Annotated in this window: 15 protein-coding genes; 9 read left to right on the top strand and 6 right to left on the bottom strand. The window is 62.4% G+C overall.

Annotated features, from left to right (window positions below; genetic code table 11):
• Nucleotides 1–169 precede the first annotated feature (169 nt).
• The 3 genes from NKJ18_RS06385 to NKJ18_RS06375 form a co-directional block, all read right to left on the bottom strand.
• Nucleotides 170–952, bottom strand: coding sequence for a formyl transferase (locus tag NKJ18_RS06385; RefSeq protein WP_352757980.1), 783 nt, complete (start codon nt 950–952; stop codon nt 170–172).
• 110 nt (nt 953–1062) lie between these two features.
• On the bottom strand, nt 1063–1638 hold the full coding sequence (locus NKJ18_RS06380; protein ID WP_023681777.1) for a DUF4893 domain-containing protein: 576 nt from the start codon (nt 1636–1638) through the stop codon (nt 1063–1065).
• Nucleotides 1639–1752: 114 nt separating this feature from the next.
• Nucleotides 1753–2382 (bottom strand): DUF1638 domain-containing protein, encoded by a 630-nt coding sequence (locus tag NKJ18_RS06375; protein WP_352757979.1) that lies wholly within the window; start codon nt 2380–2382, stop codon nt 1753–1755.
• Nucleotides 2383–2447: 65 nt separating this feature from the next.
• Here NKJ18_RS06375 and NKJ18_RS06370 point away from each other — a divergent pair, with 65 nt between their 5' ends.
• A complete protein-coding gene (locus NKJ18_RS06370) occupies nt 2448–2588 on the top strand; it encodes an entericidin A/B family lipoprotein (protein WP_023688117.1) in 141 nt (46 codons plus the stop codon).
• Nucleotides 2589–2676: 88 nt separating this feature from the next.
• On the opposite strand, the gene NKJ18_RS06365 is transcribed toward NKJ18_RS06370, so the two are convergent.
• Nucleotides 2677–3375, bottom strand: coding sequence for a cobalamin B12-binding domain-containing protein (locus NKJ18_RS06365; protein WP_023688118.1), 699 nt, complete (start codon nt 3373–3375; stop codon nt 2677–2679).
• Nucleotides 3376–3634: 259 nt separating this feature from the next.
• Here NKJ18_RS06365 and NKJ18_RS06360 point away from each other — a divergent pair, with 259 nt between their 5' ends.
• The 7 genes from NKJ18_RS06360 (at nt 3635) to NKJ18_RS06330 (ending at nt 11498) form a co-directional block, all read left to right on the top strand.
• Complete coding sequence (locus NKJ18_RS06360; RefSeq protein ID WP_023670403.1) at nt 3635–5209, top strand: trimethylamine methyltransferase family protein; 1575 nt, start codon at nt 3635–3637, stop codon at nt 5207–5209.
• Between the two features lie 89 nt (nt 5210–5298).
• Nucleotides 5299–5985 (top strand): hypothetical protein, encoded by a 687-nt coding sequence (locus NKJ18_RS06355; protein WP_023681775.1) that lies wholly within the window; start codon nt 5299–5301, stop codon nt 5983–5985.
• A 104-nt stretch (nt 5986–6089) separates the two neighbouring features.
• On the top strand, nt 6090–6827 hold the full coding sequence (locus NKJ18_RS06350) for a dienelactone hydrolase family protein (RefSeq protein ID WP_352757978.1): 738 nt from the start codon (nt 6090–6092) through the stop codon (nt 6825–6827).
• A gap of 95 nt (nt 6828–6922) precedes the next feature.
• The gene (locus NKJ18_RS06345; protein ID WP_352757977.1) at nt 6923–8101 is read left to right on the top strand and encodes a BaiN/RdsA family NAD(P)/FAD-dependent oxidoreductase; all 1179 of its coding nucleotides are present in this window, start codon (nt 6923–6925) and stop codon (nt 8099–8101) included.
• Between the two features lie 215 nt (nt 8102–8316).
• On the top strand, nt 8317–8877 hold the full coding sequence (locus NKJ18_RS06340) for an RNA polymerase sigma factor (protein ID WP_352758020.1): 561 nt from the start codon (nt 8317–8319) through the stop codon (nt 8875–8877).
• Nucleotides 8878–8879: 2 nt separating this feature from the next.
• The gene (locus NKJ18_RS06335; protein WP_023739086.1) at nt 8880–10991 is read left to right on the top strand and encodes a vWA domain-containing protein; all 2112 of its coding nucleotides are present in this window, start codon (nt 8880–8882) and stop codon (nt 10989–10991) included.
• A 240-nt stretch (nt 10992–11231) separates the two neighbouring features.
• Nucleotides 11232–11498, top strand: a complete 267-nt coding sequence (locus NKJ18_RS06330; RefSeq protein WP_031202677.1) for a hypothetical protein — start codon at nt 11232–11234, stop codon at nt 11496–11498.
• A gap of 8 nt (nt 11499–11506) precedes the next feature.
• On the opposite strand, the gene bmt is transcribed toward NKJ18_RS06330, so the two are convergent.
• Together bmt and NKJ18_RS06320 are read right to left on the bottom strand one after the other, a co-directional pair.
• Nucleotides 11507–12529: a betaine--homocysteine S-methyltransferase gene (gene bmt / locus NKJ18_RS06325; protein ID WP_352757976.1), complete on the bottom strand. Its 1023-nt coding sequence runs from the start codon at nt 12527–12529 to the stop codon at nt 11507–11509.
• A 114-nt stretch (nt 12530–12643) separates the two neighbouring features.
• A complete protein-coding gene (locus tag NKJ18_RS06320) occupies nt 12644–13501 on the bottom strand; it encodes a helix-turn-helix domain-containing protein (RefSeq protein ID WP_023681768.1) in 858 nt (285 codons plus the stop codon).
• A gap of 224 nt (nt 13502–13725) precedes the next feature.
• Between NKJ18_RS06320 and NKJ18_RS06315 the strand changes: the two genes are divergently transcribed.
• A complete protein-coding gene (locus NKJ18_RS06315) occupies nt 13726–14736 on the top strand; it encodes a fatty acid desaturase (RefSeq protein ID WP_031249048.1) in 1011 nt (336 codons plus the stop codon).
• Nucleotides 14737–14808: the final 72 nt, after the last annotated feature.

Here is a 14808-nt window from a genome sequence, read left to right as displayed (position 1 = left end):
AGAGCGCCGTGCGTCCATGAGGGAAACGACGCTCCACCACTTTGTCCAGCAGGTGCGAGCATTGCCGGATGCGCAGTGGGGCTGCTTGTTATGGGACGACGCGCGCGCATTCAAAAGCGACGCTATTGGACGTCGCAAAAAGAAAGGCGAGATTCCGAGGGAAGGCTGGCTACCAAACCCGCTTGGTCAGGCCGGTCCAGAGATAGAACCAGATCGTCGGGTGGTACCATTGTTTTGAGGGCAGGTCCGGCTTGATCGTGGCCAACTTTCCGTCCAAGGCCCCGCGGACCGCCTCGACGCAGATGTCACGCGAGAACGCCGCCTGGCGCAACGCATAGCTCGAAATAGTGTCGCCGGGCTCCGGCTTGCCGCGCGCCTGTTTCAACACGCCGCCGGTGTCGCCGCCGGCGTCGACCAGATGCACGGTGGTGCCGAAATTCTGGAGATCGCCGCAGGCCAGCGCCCAGTAGCCGCCATTCATGCCGCGGTATTTCGGCGCGATGCCGGCGTGGTAGTTGAGCACCGGGCAGGGCATTTGCGCCAGCGTCTGCCGGGACAAGAGCCGGCAGCCGGCGAGCAGCACCACGCCCGGGCGGATGTCGGCGATCGCCTGCAGGCAATCGGCTGCGTTGGCGGAGGAGACGTGGATGATCTTTTGTCCCGGCTTCGGCTCGGTCTCAAGCTTCTGATCGGCGATGAGCCGCTCTGCGTGGCCAGCGAAGAAGCGCTTGCCGAGCCTCGTCAACACCATCGTGCCGAGTTGACCGATGGCCGAAAACCAGCCCTGGCGGCGCGCCCGGCCGAGCAGCAATTGTTTTTTGGATTCAGGGCTTTCGAGGATGACGCTGACAGGGTCGAGCTGGTCGGCGATGGCGTTGACGATGGCCCAGATGTGCGGCCCGCCTTCGGTGACGATGACGATCGCAGCACTTTTTTCAACCGCTGATGCCATGGCGCGCTTTCTTGCCGGCGCGCAACCATTTGCCGTGCGCTGCCCGGCTCAATTCTGTGCCGGGCGAGGTTAAATCTTGATGACCGCCCGGCCAGCGAGAGACCAACGGATCAGCGCTTGAACTCGATGATGTCGAGTTTCGATTCGTAGTAGGGCGCCGGGAATTCGATGCGCCATTCATTGGCGCTGGTGCGGAAGGCATAGCCGACCTGGTCGCTTTCCGGGCCGCTGCCATAGGGTTTTGGCTTGTTGTCATTGACATAGCCGGAGCCGAGATAGATCGCGCGTTTTTCGCTATCGTCGAAGAAACGGCCCTTAGTGCGTTGCGAGCCGCTGACCTTTTCCAGCTGCCAGCCGGAGCCATCGTCCGTGACCTTGCACTTGAACCAGCCATAGATGACCAGCGGGCCGGTCAGGCCCACCTTGATGGTTCGGCATTGCCAGTTGCCGCTCAGGTCCTTGTCGGAAAAGGCCACTATCGGCTTTGCCAGCAGCGCGTCGAGTTGGCTGACCTCAGCCGGGTCTCCCGCTTTTGCCTCGGCCAGCGCCGCCTTGCGGGTCTCGCCATATTTGTGGAGCCGCACCTTGTCGGCAGGCGTGATGATCTTCTGCACCTCGCCGTCGGCGCGAGCGGGCAAGACGAGGCAGAGGAGGCCAAGGGCGGAGAGCAGGACGCGAGGGGTCATCGGGACGTTCCGTGTTCGGATGGCTGAATCAGCCTGTTTGCTTGTTGCTCACAACTTAACCATCCGCGGCGGCCTGTCATCTGTTCTCGACAGCGTCCCGGCTCAAGAACCGCTTCAGGCGTGGGCGGCGGCCTGCGCCAGCCCGGCCGTCAGGTCGCCATAGCCGGTCGAGCGGCGCTCATAGGCGAGGCCAAGCATCTTCGCGGCCTGCTCGGCGACCTTGTCGAGTTCCGGATCGTCGGTCTGGGCGATGTAGATCAGCTTCTGGTAGTTGCCGAAATAGTCCTTGATCAGCTCCGGGTGCTTGTCGAGGCCGAGCGGCTTCATGAAGAAGGCGTCGAACTGGCGGCACAGGAAATCGGTCATGTAGAACGACATCATGTCGTCGTCGGCGACCTTCGCATAGGCGTCCATGCCCTGGTAGAAGGCAAAGCAGTGCGGCCCGGCCATGCGCTCGACGCCGTGCTTCTCCAGGACCCGGTCGAGCATGCCGCCGGTACCGCAATCGGCATAGCCAACGAAGATGTTGCTATAGCCTTCCGCCTTGGCCTTTTCGATCGCCTTGTCCATCGCCGGTGCGATGCGGTCGGGGTAGAAATGGAACTCCGCCGGCAGGCAGGTCAGGTCGAGATGGTCGAGCTTGAGCTGCTCCTTGACGGCCAAAACTTCGCGCGCAATCATTCCGCAGGCGATGACTAGCAGCCTGTCGTCCTGATTCGGTTTCGTTTTTTGCATTCTGGCCATGGAACCCGGTCGAAGCGGCCTTCGTTGCTGTGGGGCGAATCTATCGAGAGAGGGATAAACCGTCCATGAAACTGTTACGCGTTGCGCCGATTGCAATCCTTGCCTGCATCCTGGCGCTTACGGCCTGTGCCAACACCGTCCGTGGTGTCGGCCGGGATATCAAATCGACTGCGAAAGCCGTCGACGACACCGTCACCAAACCCTGACGCAGCCATCCGTTCCAATAGCTGGAACAAAAAAGCCGCGCTGCAAGGCGCGGCTTTCGATTGTGGCCCAGACGCCTTGCGTAACAGATCAGGCTGAAGCGCGCACGTTATGCTTGCGCTTCATGAAGTCCTTGGCGGTCTCGACCGCCACAGCCGCGTCGCGGCAATAGGCATCGGCGCCGACGGCCTTGCCGAATTCCTCGTTTAGCGGCGCGCCGCCGACCAGGACGACATAGTCGTCGCGGATGCCCTTTTCCTTCATCGTGTCGATGACGACCTTCATGTAAGGCATGGTCGTGGTCAAAAGCGCCGACATGCCGATAATGTCGGGCTGGTGCTGCTCGATGGCGTCGAGGTATTTTTCCACCGCATTGTTGATGCCGAGATCGATGACGTCGAAGCCGGCACCTTCCATCATCATGCCGACGAGGTTCTTGCCGATGTCGTGGATGTCGCCCTTGACGGTGCCGATCACCATCTTGCCCTGCTTCGGCGCGCCGGTGGCGGCCAGCAGCGGGCGCAGGATGAACATGCCGGCTTTCATCGCGTTGGCCGACAGCAGCACCTCGGGAACGAACAGGATGCCGTCGCGAAAGTCCTCGCCGACGATGCGCATGCCTTCGACCAGAGCTTCGGTCAGCACCTTGTAGGGCACCCAGCCGCGCTCGAGCAGGATGTTGGTGCCTTCCTCGATCTCTTCCTTCAGTCCGTCATAGAGATCGTCGTGCATCTGCTGCACCAACTCGTCGTCGGAAAGCTCGGAGAGGATGATCTCGTCGTCGGCCATTTTTCTCGGGCTCCTTGCCGCGCGGATGCGATCACGGCGGCTTAAAATAATCGCGTCAATACCTAACCCGGCGGGGGCAGGTATCCATAGCTGATTTGCGACTTCCCGCAAAAGGAAAGCGACCGCAAATCTATTGGAATTCTTGTCGATTTTGCGACAGGCGTTGGCGCTGGCGGGCCGTTTCGAATAGGGTGCATGGCTACGATCCGGGCGAGAAGCCGCCTACGCGGCCGCAAACGGTTTTTAGGGAAAAACGATCATGAGTGAAAACGCGTCAGTCGACCAGGAAGCGTCCAATGCGCGACGTGGACGTGCTGCCAGCGGCGGCGCGGCTGCAAGGCGGGCGGCGCGCTCGGGCGGCGGACCGGGCACCCAGCTCACCTATATCAAGCGCAAGATCAACATCTATGAGGTCCTCAACGAGGAAGGCCTGGCGATTATCGAAAACAACACCGATACGGTGCTGGAAGAGATCGGCATCATCTTTCGCGACGACGCCGAGGCGCTGCAGCTTTGGAAAGAGGCGGGCGCCGACGTCAAGGGCGAGCGCGTGCATTTTCCCAAGGGCCTCTGCCGCTCGCTGCTGAAGACCGCGCCGCCCATCTACACCCAGCATGCGCGCAACGCCGAACGTTCGGTGCAGATCGGCGGCAACGCCACGGTCTTCGCGCCGGTCTATGGTCCGCCCTTCGTGCGCGATCTCGACGGTGTCAGGCGCTACGCGACGATCGAGGATTTCCGGAATTTCGTGAAGCTCGCCTATATGGCGCCGTCGATTCACCATTCGGGCGGCACGGTTTGCGAGCCGGTCGACGTGCCGGTCAACAAACGCCATCTCGACATGATCTACAGCCACATCAAATATTCGGACAAACCGTTCATGGGTTCGGTGACGGCGCCAGAGCGGGCCGAAGACACCGTCGCCATGGCCAAGATCGTGTTCGGCGACGATTTCGTCGAAAACAACACCGTGCTGACCAGCCTGATCAACGCCAATTCGCCGATGGTGTTCGACGAAACCATGCTGGGCGCGCTGAAGGTTTATTCGCGTCACAACCAGGCTTGCATCGTCACGCCGTTCATCCTTGCCGGCGCGATGAGCCCGGTCACGGTGGCCGGCACGCTGACGCAGGTTCTGGCAGAGGTGCTGGCCGGCGCCTCTTTCACGCAGTTGATCCGTCCCGGCGCGCCGGTGCTGTTCGGCACCTTCGCCTCGTCGATCTCCATGCAGTCTGGTGCGCCGACCTTCGGCACGCCGGAGCCGTCGCTGGTTTCCTACGGCGCCGCACAGCTTGCCCGCCGGCTCGGCCTGCCGTTCCGCACCGGCGGATCGCTCTGCGCCTCCAAGGTTCCGGACGCGCAGGCCGCCTATGAGAGCGCCAACACGCTCAACTCGACCATTCTTGCCGGCACCAATTTCGTCCTGCATTCGGCCGGCTGGCTCGAAGGCGGACTGGCGTCCTGCTACGAAAAATTCATGATGGACATCGACCAGCTCGGCATGACGCAAAAGTTTTCCGAAGGCGTCGACCTGTCGGAAAACGGCCAGGCGATGGACGCCATCCGCCAGGTTGGCCCGGGCAGCCACTATCTCGGCTGCGACCACACGCAGGCCAATTTCCAGACCGCCTTCTACCGCTCCAGCATCGCCGACAACAATTCCTACGAGCAGTGGCTGGCCGAGGGCGAGAAGACAGCGCCGCAGCGCGCCAACGAACTCGCCCGCCGCTGGCTGGAGACCTACGAGGCGCCTTATCTCGATCCGGGCATCGACGACGGGTTGAAGGACTACATCGCGACGAAGAAGGCGTCGATGGCTGACGCCTTCACCTGAAAGGAGCCCGAGTCAGGCGGGGCTAAAGTCGCCAACATCATCCACAAGGAAGTCTGGCGGAGCGCTTTCTCCGACCCGGACAAGAAGGGATGATTGCGCGGCGCCGGGCTGACGAGATAGCGGCCGCGCTTTCCGCCGACGGCCTCATCCTGCGCGGCGGCTTCAATTTCGCAACAAGCGAAACGCCGCCGCATGGCCCTTCAGTTGCCCCCGCCAAATCCGTGCTGTTGGTGGGGCAGGCGGGAGCGGCACCCTGGCCGCATTTCCTGCGCTGGCGCGACCGGCAACCGCAAACCATTGCTAATCCGCTCGACACATGGTCGCGCGCAGTGATCGGTGCGGTGGCGGAGAAATTCGGCGCGCGCGCCGTTTCGCCTTCGGACAGACCTTATCTGCCGTTCCAGCAATGGGCGATGCGAGCGGAGAGGCTGAGACCGTCGCCGCTGGGCATCCTGATGCATCCGCAGTACGGGCTCTGGCATGCCTATCGCGGCGCGTTGCTGTTCGAGGATGAGATCGCGCTTCCTGAACGTCGCGAAGCGATTCACCTTTGCGACGCCTGTGTTGCAAAACCTTGCCTGAAATCCTGTCCGGTTGACGCCTATTCCGCGGATGGTTTCGCTCATCAGGCTTGCCTGGCGCATGTGCGGGGATCGAAGGGCGAACCATGCCGCGGCGGCGGCTGCCTCGACCGCAACGCCTGTCCGTATGGCACGGCCCATCGCTATCCGCCTGAGGTTCAGGCCTTTCACATGACGGCGTTTGCCGGCCTGTAGCCGGGTCGAAAGCCCGCACAAAGTGTTGAACGGGATTGTCAGGGAACGGCTTGCCCTGACAATGCCTGCTTATATGTATCGCACGACAATCAACGGGGCGCGCCATGGCGAAGCAGGACATTGAGATAAAAACCGAGGACGGCGTAGCGAAAGCCGGGCTGTTCCGTTCGGCGACCGCTTCCCCGTCCAGGGCCGGTGTCATTCTCTATATGGACGCCTTCGGTCCTCGACCGGCGCTCGACGCAATGGCGGAGCGGCTGGCCGGCGAGGGCTGTGCGGTGCTGGTGCCGGATCTTTTCTATCGCAACGCACCCTACGGGCCGTTCGAGCCCAAGACCGCTTTCGTCGTCGAGGAGACCAAGGTCGCGCTGACGGCGTTGGTCCACGGCACGACACAGGACATGACCATCCGCGACAGCAGGGCGTTCCTCGACACGCTTACCGCTGAAGGTGTCACCGGACCGGTCGGTGTCGTCGGTTACTGCATGGGCGGGGCGCGGGCCTTGAATGCGGCTGCAACCTATCCCGATCGCATCGTGGCGGCGGCAAGCTTCCATGGCGGCAATCTGGCCAGCGATGCCGCCGACAGTCCGCACCGCAAGGCTGCAATGATCAAGGCGCGGGTCTATGTCGGAACGTCTGGGGTGGACCGCAGCTTTCCGCCGGAGCAGTCGGCGCGACTGGCCGAGGCGCTGCGCGTGGCGGAAGTCGACCACGTCATCGAAAACTATGCCGGCATGGCGCATGGCTGGTGCGTGTCGGATCACAGCGTGTTCAACGCGGCCGCCGCCGAACGTCATTGGAAGCGATTGACGACGCTGTTCGCCGAGACGCTGATCTAACGAGGCGTTGCCTGAAGTCGCAACGAACGGGTAGAGACTGCACGATTGGCGCGGCCTGTTAAAACAGCGCCAGTCGAGCGGGAACGAACAGCCTGATGCAATCCTATGATGTCGTGGTGATCGGCGCCGGTGCGGCCGGAATGATGTGCGCCATCGAGGCCGGCAAGCGCGGCCGCTCGGTCCTGGTGCTCGATCACGCGGCAAAGCCCGGCGAGAAGATCCGCATCTCCGGCGGTGGCCGCTGCAACTTCACCAACATCCATGCGAGCCCGAAGAATTTCATCTCCGGCAATCCGCATTTCTGCATCTCGGCGCTCAGCCGCTACACGCAGCGCGATTTCATCGAGCTCGTCGAACGCCACGGCGTCGCCTATCACGAGAAGACGCTTGGACAGCTGTTTTGCGATGGCTCGGCGCGGCTGATCATCGACATGCTGGTCTCTGAAATGCAGGATGGCGGCGTGGAGCTGGCGCTGTCGACCGAGATGAGGAACGTCAGCAAGGCCGCGGACGGTTTTGTGCTGACGCTCTCCACTGGCAGCGTCGCCTGCAATTCGCTGGTCGTTGCCTGTGGTGGCAAGTCGATCCCCAAAATGGGCGCGTCCGGTTTCGGCTACGAGCTTGCGGCGCAGTTCGGCCTGGCGGTGGTGGAAACACGGCCGGCGCTGGTGCCGCTTACCTTCGACGCAAGAACGCTGGAGCGGCTGGCGCCCTTGGCCGGCAATGCCGTCGAGGCCGAAGTCGCCTGCGGCAAGACGTGGTTTTCAGAAGCGATGCTGTTTACGCATCGCGGCTTGAGCGGGCCTTCCATCCTGCAGATCTCGTCCTATTGGCGCGAGGGCGACGAGATCCGCATCGCCATGCTGCCGGGGAGGGATGTGGCGGAACTGCTGCGCGCCGCCCGGCGCGTCAACGGCAGGCAAGCGGTGCAGACGGTGCTTGCAAACCATTTGCCGAAGCGCCTTGCGCAAGCAGTCGCCGAGCGCAGTGGGATCGATGGCAATCTCGCTGATTTGACAGACCTGCAAATGAAAACCGTCGAAGCCGCCGTCAACGACTGGCGCATCAAGCCGGCCGGCTCCGAGGGTTACCGCACGGCGGAAGTGACGCTTGGCGGTGTCGATACCAATGGGCTCGATCAGAAGACGATGCAGGCGAAATCCGTGCCGGGGCTGTTTTTCATCGGCGAAGTCGTCGATGTCACGGGCTGGCTGGGCGGCTATAATTTTCAGTGGGCTTGGTCGTCCGGCTGGGCCTCGGGCCAGGTGTGCTGATATTCAGGTGAGGCCGGCCTGCAAACGACGGCTTTCTGTGCTTCCGGTGCTCGCGTACCAAAAGTACGCTCCGCTCCGGTTCTCGAAATCCATCGTTTTCGGCTCGGCCTGACCTGAATCTCAGCGCACCTGTTGCGCGTGCATCCGTCGCCTCGGAAAAAAATCTTTCCATAACCCCAAGGATTGGCCATTAGCCTTCGTCCAACAGGCAAATGATGGCGATGATGCTGGATGAAAGCGAAGCCTCCGACGCCGAATTGATCGGGCGGGCGAAGGGCGGAGACAGGGGTGCCTTCGGCAAATTGCTGGAGCGGCACTACGACTTCGTTTATCGCGCCGCCTATCGCTGGTGCGGAAAGAAGGCCGATGCCGAAGACATCGCCCAGGAGGTCTGTGTCCGTCTCGGCAAGGCGATCCGCGACTACCGCAGCGGCGGCGCGTTCACGACATGGCTCTATTCCGTGACGCTGAACGCGGCGCGCGACATGATGCGCAAGACCACGCGCGAAAACGTCAAGACCGAGGCTTTCGGCGCCTACAGCATGATTTCGGGAGAGGCCTCGGCCGAGCCCGAAGATCCCTCTGAGGCGCTCTGGGCAGCGGTGCGGCAATTGCCGGACAAGCAGCGCGATGCAGTACTTCTGGTCTATGGCGAAGGGTTGAGCCATGCGGCCGCCGCCGAGGCGATGGCAATCTCGGAGACGACGGTTTCCTGGCACATCCATGAAGCGAAGAAACGGCTGAAGACGTTGATTCGTTCAGCCGGGGAAGTGTGACCATGGTCGACGACAACGAACTCAACAGGCTGCGCGACGCAGCAGTACCGGCGCCCGGGGAAAGCGCGAAGGCACGCGCCTTCGAAGCCGCCATGCGCGCCTATGATCAGGAAAATATTTCTGCCGTCACCCAAGGATCGGTCGGCGGGCTTCGTCTCACAGAGCGAGCACAAAAGCTCTGGAGCGAGATCATGCAAAAGAAACTCATCGCCACGCCAGCCATTGCCGGGCTCGTCGCCCTGCCGATCGCCGGATACGCCACCTTTCATATGCTGAGGGAACAGCCGTCGCCGTTCGGCAGCGACGAGAAGATCACTGAGACGCTGGCCGACAAGCCGGCAACCAATGGGCCGGCGATCAACGCGCCGGTAAAAGACAAGCAGGCGCCTGAAGGCGACAAGAAGGCCGACGCCGACGCGCGAAGCCGCGACACTACTACGACGCTTACGCCGCCCGCGCCGCCGAAGCCCGAATCGACCGTTGCTGTCGCCCCTGCGCAGCAGGATGCGCTGGGGCGCGGCGTGTTGGCCGAGCCTGCGCCAGTTGAGAGCCGCGAGTTTTCGCTTGACGGCACCGCTGCCCCGGCCGGCGGCGCGCGGGTCGACCGCATGGCCGGCGCGACCGAATCCAAGTACCTGGCGCAGCCCTCTACCATGCCGGCCGACCAGATTGCGCCGCAGGAGCCAAACCGCGACCGCGTCGAGGATTTCAAGACCAATCCGGTGCATGCAGCGCTTCAGGATCCGGTCTCGACCTTCTCGATCGACGTCGACACCGCTTCCTATTCCTTCGTCCGCGGCTCGCTGAAGCAGGGCTACCTGCCGCAGGCCGACACGGTGCGCGTCGAGGAGATGGTCAATTACTTCCCCTATGACTGGAAGGGGCCGGACTCGGCTTCGACGCCGTTCAATTCGACCGTCAGCGTCATGCCGACGCCGTGGAACGGGCACACCAAGCTGATGCACGTCGCCATCAAGGGCTTCGACATCAAGCCGGTCGAGCAGCCCAAGGCCAATCTGGTGTTCCTGATCGACGTCTCGGGTTCGATGGACGAGCCTGACAAGCTGCCACTGCTCAAGTCGGCTTTCCGGCTGCTGGTCAGCAAGCTCAAGGCGGACGACACCATCTCGATCGTCACCTATGCCGGTGACGCCGGCACCGTGCTGATGCCGACCAAGGTTACCGAGAAGGACAAGATCCTCAACGCCATCGACAATCTGTCGCCCGGCGGCTCGACGGCCGGCGAGGCGGGCATCAAGGAAGCCTACAGGCTTGCCCAGCAGTCCTTCGTCAAGGACGGCATCAACCGTGTGATGCTGGCCACGGACGGCGACTTCAATGTCGGCCAGACCGATGACGACGATCTGAAGCGGCTGATCGAGCAGGAGCGCAGGACCGGCGTGTTCCTGTCGGTATTCGGCTTCGGCCGCGGCAATCTGAACGACCAGATGATGCAGACCATCGCCCAGAACGGCAACGGCACCGCCGCCTATGTCGACACGCTGGCCGAGGCCGAGAAGGTTCTGGTCGAGGATGCCTCATCGACGCTGTTCACCATCGCCAAGGACGTCAAGATCCAGGTCGAGTTCAATCCGGACAAGGTCTCGGAGTACCGGCTGATCGGCTATGAAACCCGCGCCTTGAACCGCGAGGACTTCAACAATGACCGCGTCGATGCCGGCGATATCGGCTCCGGTCATTCGGTGACGGCCATCTACGAGATCACGCCGAAGGGCAGTGGCGGCGAGCAGATGGATCCGCTGCGCTACGGCCAGGCAACGGTCAACAATGGCGGCGTCGCCAATGCCGACGAATATGCATTCGTCAAGATCCGCTACAAGCTGCCGAACGAAGACGTCTCGAAGCTGATCACCACGCCGGTGACGTCGGCCAACGAGGTCCAGTCTTTCGACCAGGCCAGCACCGACCAGCGTTTCTCCATCGCTGTCGCCGCCTTCGGCCAGAAGCTGCGCGACGAGGATGCGACCGCGAAGTTCGGCTACGACAAGATCATGGAGATTGCCACCGCCGCCCGAGGAGCCGACCCGTTTGGGTACAGGTCCGAGTTCCTTTCGCTTGTGCGCCTTGCCTCGGCGCTCGGCGGTAACCGGTAGTGGCAATACAGCCGGTTCCTTTCAGACGGGGGTCGTTCTGATACGGGGAACCGGCTACGGGCGGGTGAGGCAGGCCGGCGGGGAAAACCCTGCCGGCCTTTTTTCGGATCGATTGATCCGAAGCGCACCGATGATCCGCCTGATCGTTAAATTGCGCGGCTTTTCCGGAACGTCATCGCAATGCCCTGCTATTATTGCATGGGGTCGGGACTGGGCTTGGGGAGCCGGGAATTGCAGATCATGAACATTGGAAACACGACGCCGGCGGTGAGACACACGCAGGCGTCGGGAACGCTGTCGCCAGAATCCAGGCGCATCATGGATGACGTTGACGCAGCCCGGAATACCGCAAAGTCGGCGCTGACCAATGACCGCTTTCGCGTCATGCTGGAGCAGATCGGCAATCCGCAGTCGTCGGGTGACCTGGTGACGATGAGTGGCAACGCCAACGGCACCGCCCTGGATTTCAAGACGGCGCTATCGCGTTACGCTGAAAACAGCGAATAAGTTCGATATCAGGCGCGGCTGCGGCGGCGTTCGCGGCGGGCTTCGCTGGTCTCGGCGGTGTTTTCCGTCGCCACCTTGTTGCGCATCGGACCGATGCGCTCGACGATCGCCGCGACGGTCGGGCGTTCGGATTTGGTGTGCGCGTCAAGCGCCTTGCGCATGGCGGCAAGGTGCTGGAACGAGGTGCCGCAGCAGCCGCCGATGATCTTCGCGCCGCCATCGACAGCCAGCCGGACATAGTCGGCCATCAGCTCCGGCGTGCCGGAATAATGGATTTCGGTGCCACGAAATTCGGGAATGCCGCAATTGCCCTTGACGATCACCGTCGCTTCCGGCCTCGCCTCGGTCATGTCGAGCAGCGAGGCCAGGATGTCGGAGGCGCCGACGCCGCAATTGGCGCCGACACCGAGCGGTGTCTCTGAAAGTCCGTCGACGACGCCGTGGATATCCCTGGGCAGCAGGCCCATCATGGTGCGGCCGGCAGTGTCGAATGAACCGGTATAGGTGTAGGGCAGGCCGACGCGGATGGCGGCCTCCGCCGCGGCGCGGATTTCGTCCGGCGCAGACATGGTCTCGATCCAGGCGACTTCGGCGCCGCCTTCCTTGAGACCCTCGATCTGCTCGGCAAAAGCCTCGACTGCTTCGTCATAGGTCATGGCGCCGAGCGGCACCAGCAACTCGCCGGTCGGGCCGACCGAGCCGGCGACGATGACTTTCCTGCCGGCCTTGTCGGCGACCGCGCGGGCAATCTCGGCGGCGCGCTTGTTCAGCGCATGCACGCGGTCCTGCGCATGGTGCAGCTTCAGCCGGGGGCGCGTGCCGCCGAACGAGTTGGTGAGAATGATATCGGCGCCGGCGTCGACGAAATTCTGGTGCAGGCTGGTGATGGTGTCGGGCGCTGTCTCGTTCAGCAACTCCGGCGCTTCGCCGGCCTCCAGACCCATGGCGAACAGATTGGTGCCGGTGGCGCCATCGGCGAGCAGCACGCCCTTTTCGGCCAGCAGAGCATCGATGGGATTGTTCGCGGTCATCGGATCGACTTTCAGATATTTGAATGGAATAAGGATATAAAGAAGTCTTTATGTCCAGTCAATGTGTTTGCAACCGGCAATGCCGCGCGGCGCACCTTTCCGGGGCGTTGGCGATCAGGCAGAACCCGATGGAAATGACGCGCCGGCCAGATTGCGCGCGTAGGCGGCGGCCTCATGCGGGTTGATGTCGGCGGCCCGGATCAGATTGTCGAAATGCTGGGTCAGCGCCTGGACCGGCTGGGTGGCATTCAGCACCACATACATGTCGCCGACATAGATGGCGGCGCGATAGGGACCGAAGATTGTCAGCGGGATCGAATAGCGCATGCGGCCGTCATAGAGGAACAGCCGGAAGGTGGGGTAGAGATCGTCAAGCAGCGTCGCCATATGGGCAAGCTGCTGCCGGCGGTCGGCCTCGGGAAAGCGGTCCCAGACGCCCAGGCCGCGGGCGAAAATCTCCAGCGTGTGGCGCGGCATGCAGACCTCCATGTCGGTCTCAGGGCGCCGGTTGTACTCGATGCGGTACTGCGTCTCGCTCGCCTGAGCGAGGCGGCTGCGGTTGGTGATGTTGGCTTCGTAGTCAACCAGCTGGCGTGTGCGCAGGAGATCGGGAATGCCGGCCGGCACATAGCGGATCTTGGTGCCTGCGGCCTCGGCGAACCATTTGGCGAGCAGCGTGCGGTCGAAGCCGTCGGGCGCCTCTTCGATCTCCAGGCTTTCGCGGATTTCGCCGGTGACGCCTTCGTCCTGCGAGAGGCCGAGCAGCCAGTCCAGCGAGATCTTGAATTCGGCGGCGATGTTGAGCAGCGTTTCGGCGCGTGGCAGGCGCGTCGAGGCGCCGGACATCAGTTGCGACAGCGCCGACCGGTCGATGCCGACTGCTGACGCGAAGGCCGACTGGTTGAGATCGGACCGTGTCAGGAGCAGCTTCAGGCGCTCCCGGAAGATTGCCGAAAGGTCCCGTTTGTCCACTGTTCGTTCTCCGCGCTCTCTTAGGAAAAATTTGCGCCCGAGCCGTCGAATCAGCACTTCCAGCGTAAATGAATCCGTAGGGTTGTTTACAATGTATAACATCTGCGGTCAAAAATGCGCAATCGCAACATTTTGTACACTTTGTCTCGTTGAGCGGAATCGCTTCTCCTGACACTATGCTGTCAGGAACCAATTCCGGCGACTGAGGGGCAGTGGTCGATAGCATGACAGGCAAGCGCATCAAGCGACGCGACGCAGCGGCCATCGAGTGGCCGACCGTGGTCCTCGCTTTCTTCTGTTACGGAATGTGGCTCGCTGCCGGGCTCCTGCTCTGGCCCTCTTATCCGATCCCGGCACTTCTTCTCCTCGGCTTCGTCCTGGCCTTGCAGTCGTCGATCATGCACGAAGTGCTGCATGGCCATCCGACGCGCAGCGCGCTCATCAACGAAGCCTTCGTCTTCCTGCCGATCGGCCTGGTCTGGCCGTTCCGTCGCTTCAAGACGCTTCATTTGCGCCACCACGCCGACGAGCGCCTGACCGATCCGCTCGACGATCCCGAGAGCTATTACCAGGCGCTGTGGATGCATGATGATCTGCCGCCGACGATGAAATTCCTGCTCAAGATAAACAACACCATGGCCGGCCGTTTCTTTCTCGGCCCTTGGCTGTCCTGCATCGGTTTCTTCGTCGACGACGCCAGGCATGTGATTGCCGGCGACAAGGCGATCGGCAAGGCATGGCTGCTGCATGCGATCGGCCTCGCCATCGTAGTGCCGATCGTGCAGTTCGGCTTCGGCATTCCCGTATGGCTCTACATTCTGGTGCCGGTCTGGCTCGGCCAGTCGCTGATCGCGGTCCGGACTTTCGCCGAACATCAGTGGTCCGAGCACCCTGAAGGACGCACGGTGATCATCGAGCGCTCGCCGCTGTCGTTCCTGTTCCTCAACAACAATCTGCACTTCGTTCACCACAAGACCCCGACCGTTGCCTGGTACAGGCTGCCAAAACTGTTTGCCGACCGCCGCGACGAGTGGCTGCGGATGAACAATGGCTACGCCTATCCGAACTATTTCGCACTGATCAAAGCCTACGCCTTCAAGGCCAAGGAGCCGATCGTGCACCCGGTGCTGCGCCGCCGGCCCGAGCCGGGCAGGGCGTTCAAGCCGCGCATCAGGGCGCGCAGCATCAGCGGGCTTGGCAGCGCGCCGGTTCCGGCCGAGCCGCCGAAGGAATAATCCTCGGACTTCCCGAACCCGTGTCGGCCAATTCTGATTGGACGCCGCGTTTTTGCGATCCTTTCCCGAGCC

The organism is Mesorhizobium sp. M0217 (assembly GCF_040321955.1).
In the GTDB taxonomy this organism is placed as follows: Bacteria; Pseudomonadota; Alphaproteobacteria; order Rhizobiales; family Rhizobiaceae; genus Mesorhizobium.
The sequence above is the reverse complement of the archived record's forward strand: the minus strand, read 5'-3'. Positions and strand labels throughout refer to the sequence as shown.

What these genes read in the sequence shown, in the direction of transcription:
- NKJ18_RS06385 (WP_352757980.1), bottom strand. Translation starts at nt 952, where the DNA reads ATGGCATCAGCGGTTGAAAAAAGTGCTGCGATCGTCATCGTCACCGAA.
- NKJ18_RS06380 (WP_023681777.1), bottom strand. Translation starts at nt 1,638, where the DNA reads ATGACCCCTCGCGTCCTGCTCTCCGCCCTTGGCCTCCTCTGCCTCGTC.
- NKJ18_RS06375 (WP_352757979.1), bottom strand. Translation starts at nt 2,382, where the DNA reads ATGGCCAGAATGCAAAAAACGAAACCGAATCAGGACGACAGGCTGCTA.
- NKJ18_RS06370 (WP_023688117.1), top strand. Translation starts at nt 2,448, where the DNA reads ATGAAACTGTTACGCGTTGCGCCGATTGCAATCCTTGCCTGCATCCTG.
- NKJ18_RS06365 (WP_023688118.1), bottom strand. Translation starts at nt 3,375, where the DNA reads ATGGCCGACGACGAGATCATCCTCTCCGAGCTTTCCGACGACGAGTTG.
- NKJ18_RS06360 (WP_023670403.1), top strand. Translation starts at nt 3,635, where the DNA reads ATGAGTGAAAACGCGTCAGTCGACCAGGAAGCGTCCAATGCGCGACGT.
- NKJ18_RS06355 (WP_023681775.1), top strand. Translation starts at nt 5,299, where the DNA reads ATGATTGCGCGGCGCCGGGCTGACGAGATAGCGGCCGCGCTTTCCGCC.
- NKJ18_RS06350 (WP_352757978.1), top strand. Translation starts at nt 6,090, where the DNA reads ATGGCGAAGCAGGACATTGAGATAAAAACCGAGGACGGCGTAGCGAAA.
- NKJ18_RS06345 (WP_352757977.1), top strand. Translation starts at nt 6,923, where the DNA reads ATGCAATCCTATGATGTCGTGGTGATCGGCGCCGGTGCGGCCGGAATG.
- NKJ18_RS06340 (WP_352758020.1), top strand. Translation starts at nt 8,317, where the DNA reads ATGGCGATGATGCTGGATGAAAGCGAAGCCTCCGACGCCGAATTGATC.
- NKJ18_RS06335 (WP_023739086.1), top strand. Translation starts at nt 8,880, where the DNA reads ATGGTCGACGACAACGAACTCAACAGGCTGCGCGACGCAGCAGTACCG.
- NKJ18_RS06330 (WP_031202677.1), top strand. Translation starts at nt 11,232, where the DNA reads ATGAACATTGGAAACACGACGCCGGCGGTGAGACACACGCAGGCGTCG.
- bmt (WP_352757976.1), bottom strand. Translation starts at nt 12,529, where the DNA reads ATGACCGCGAACAATCCCATCGATGCTCTGCTGGCCGAAAAGGGCGTG.
- NKJ18_RS06315 (WP_031249048.1), top strand. Translation starts at nt 13,726, where the DNA reads ATGACAGGCAAGCGCATCAAGCGACGCGACGCAGCGGCCATCGAGTGG.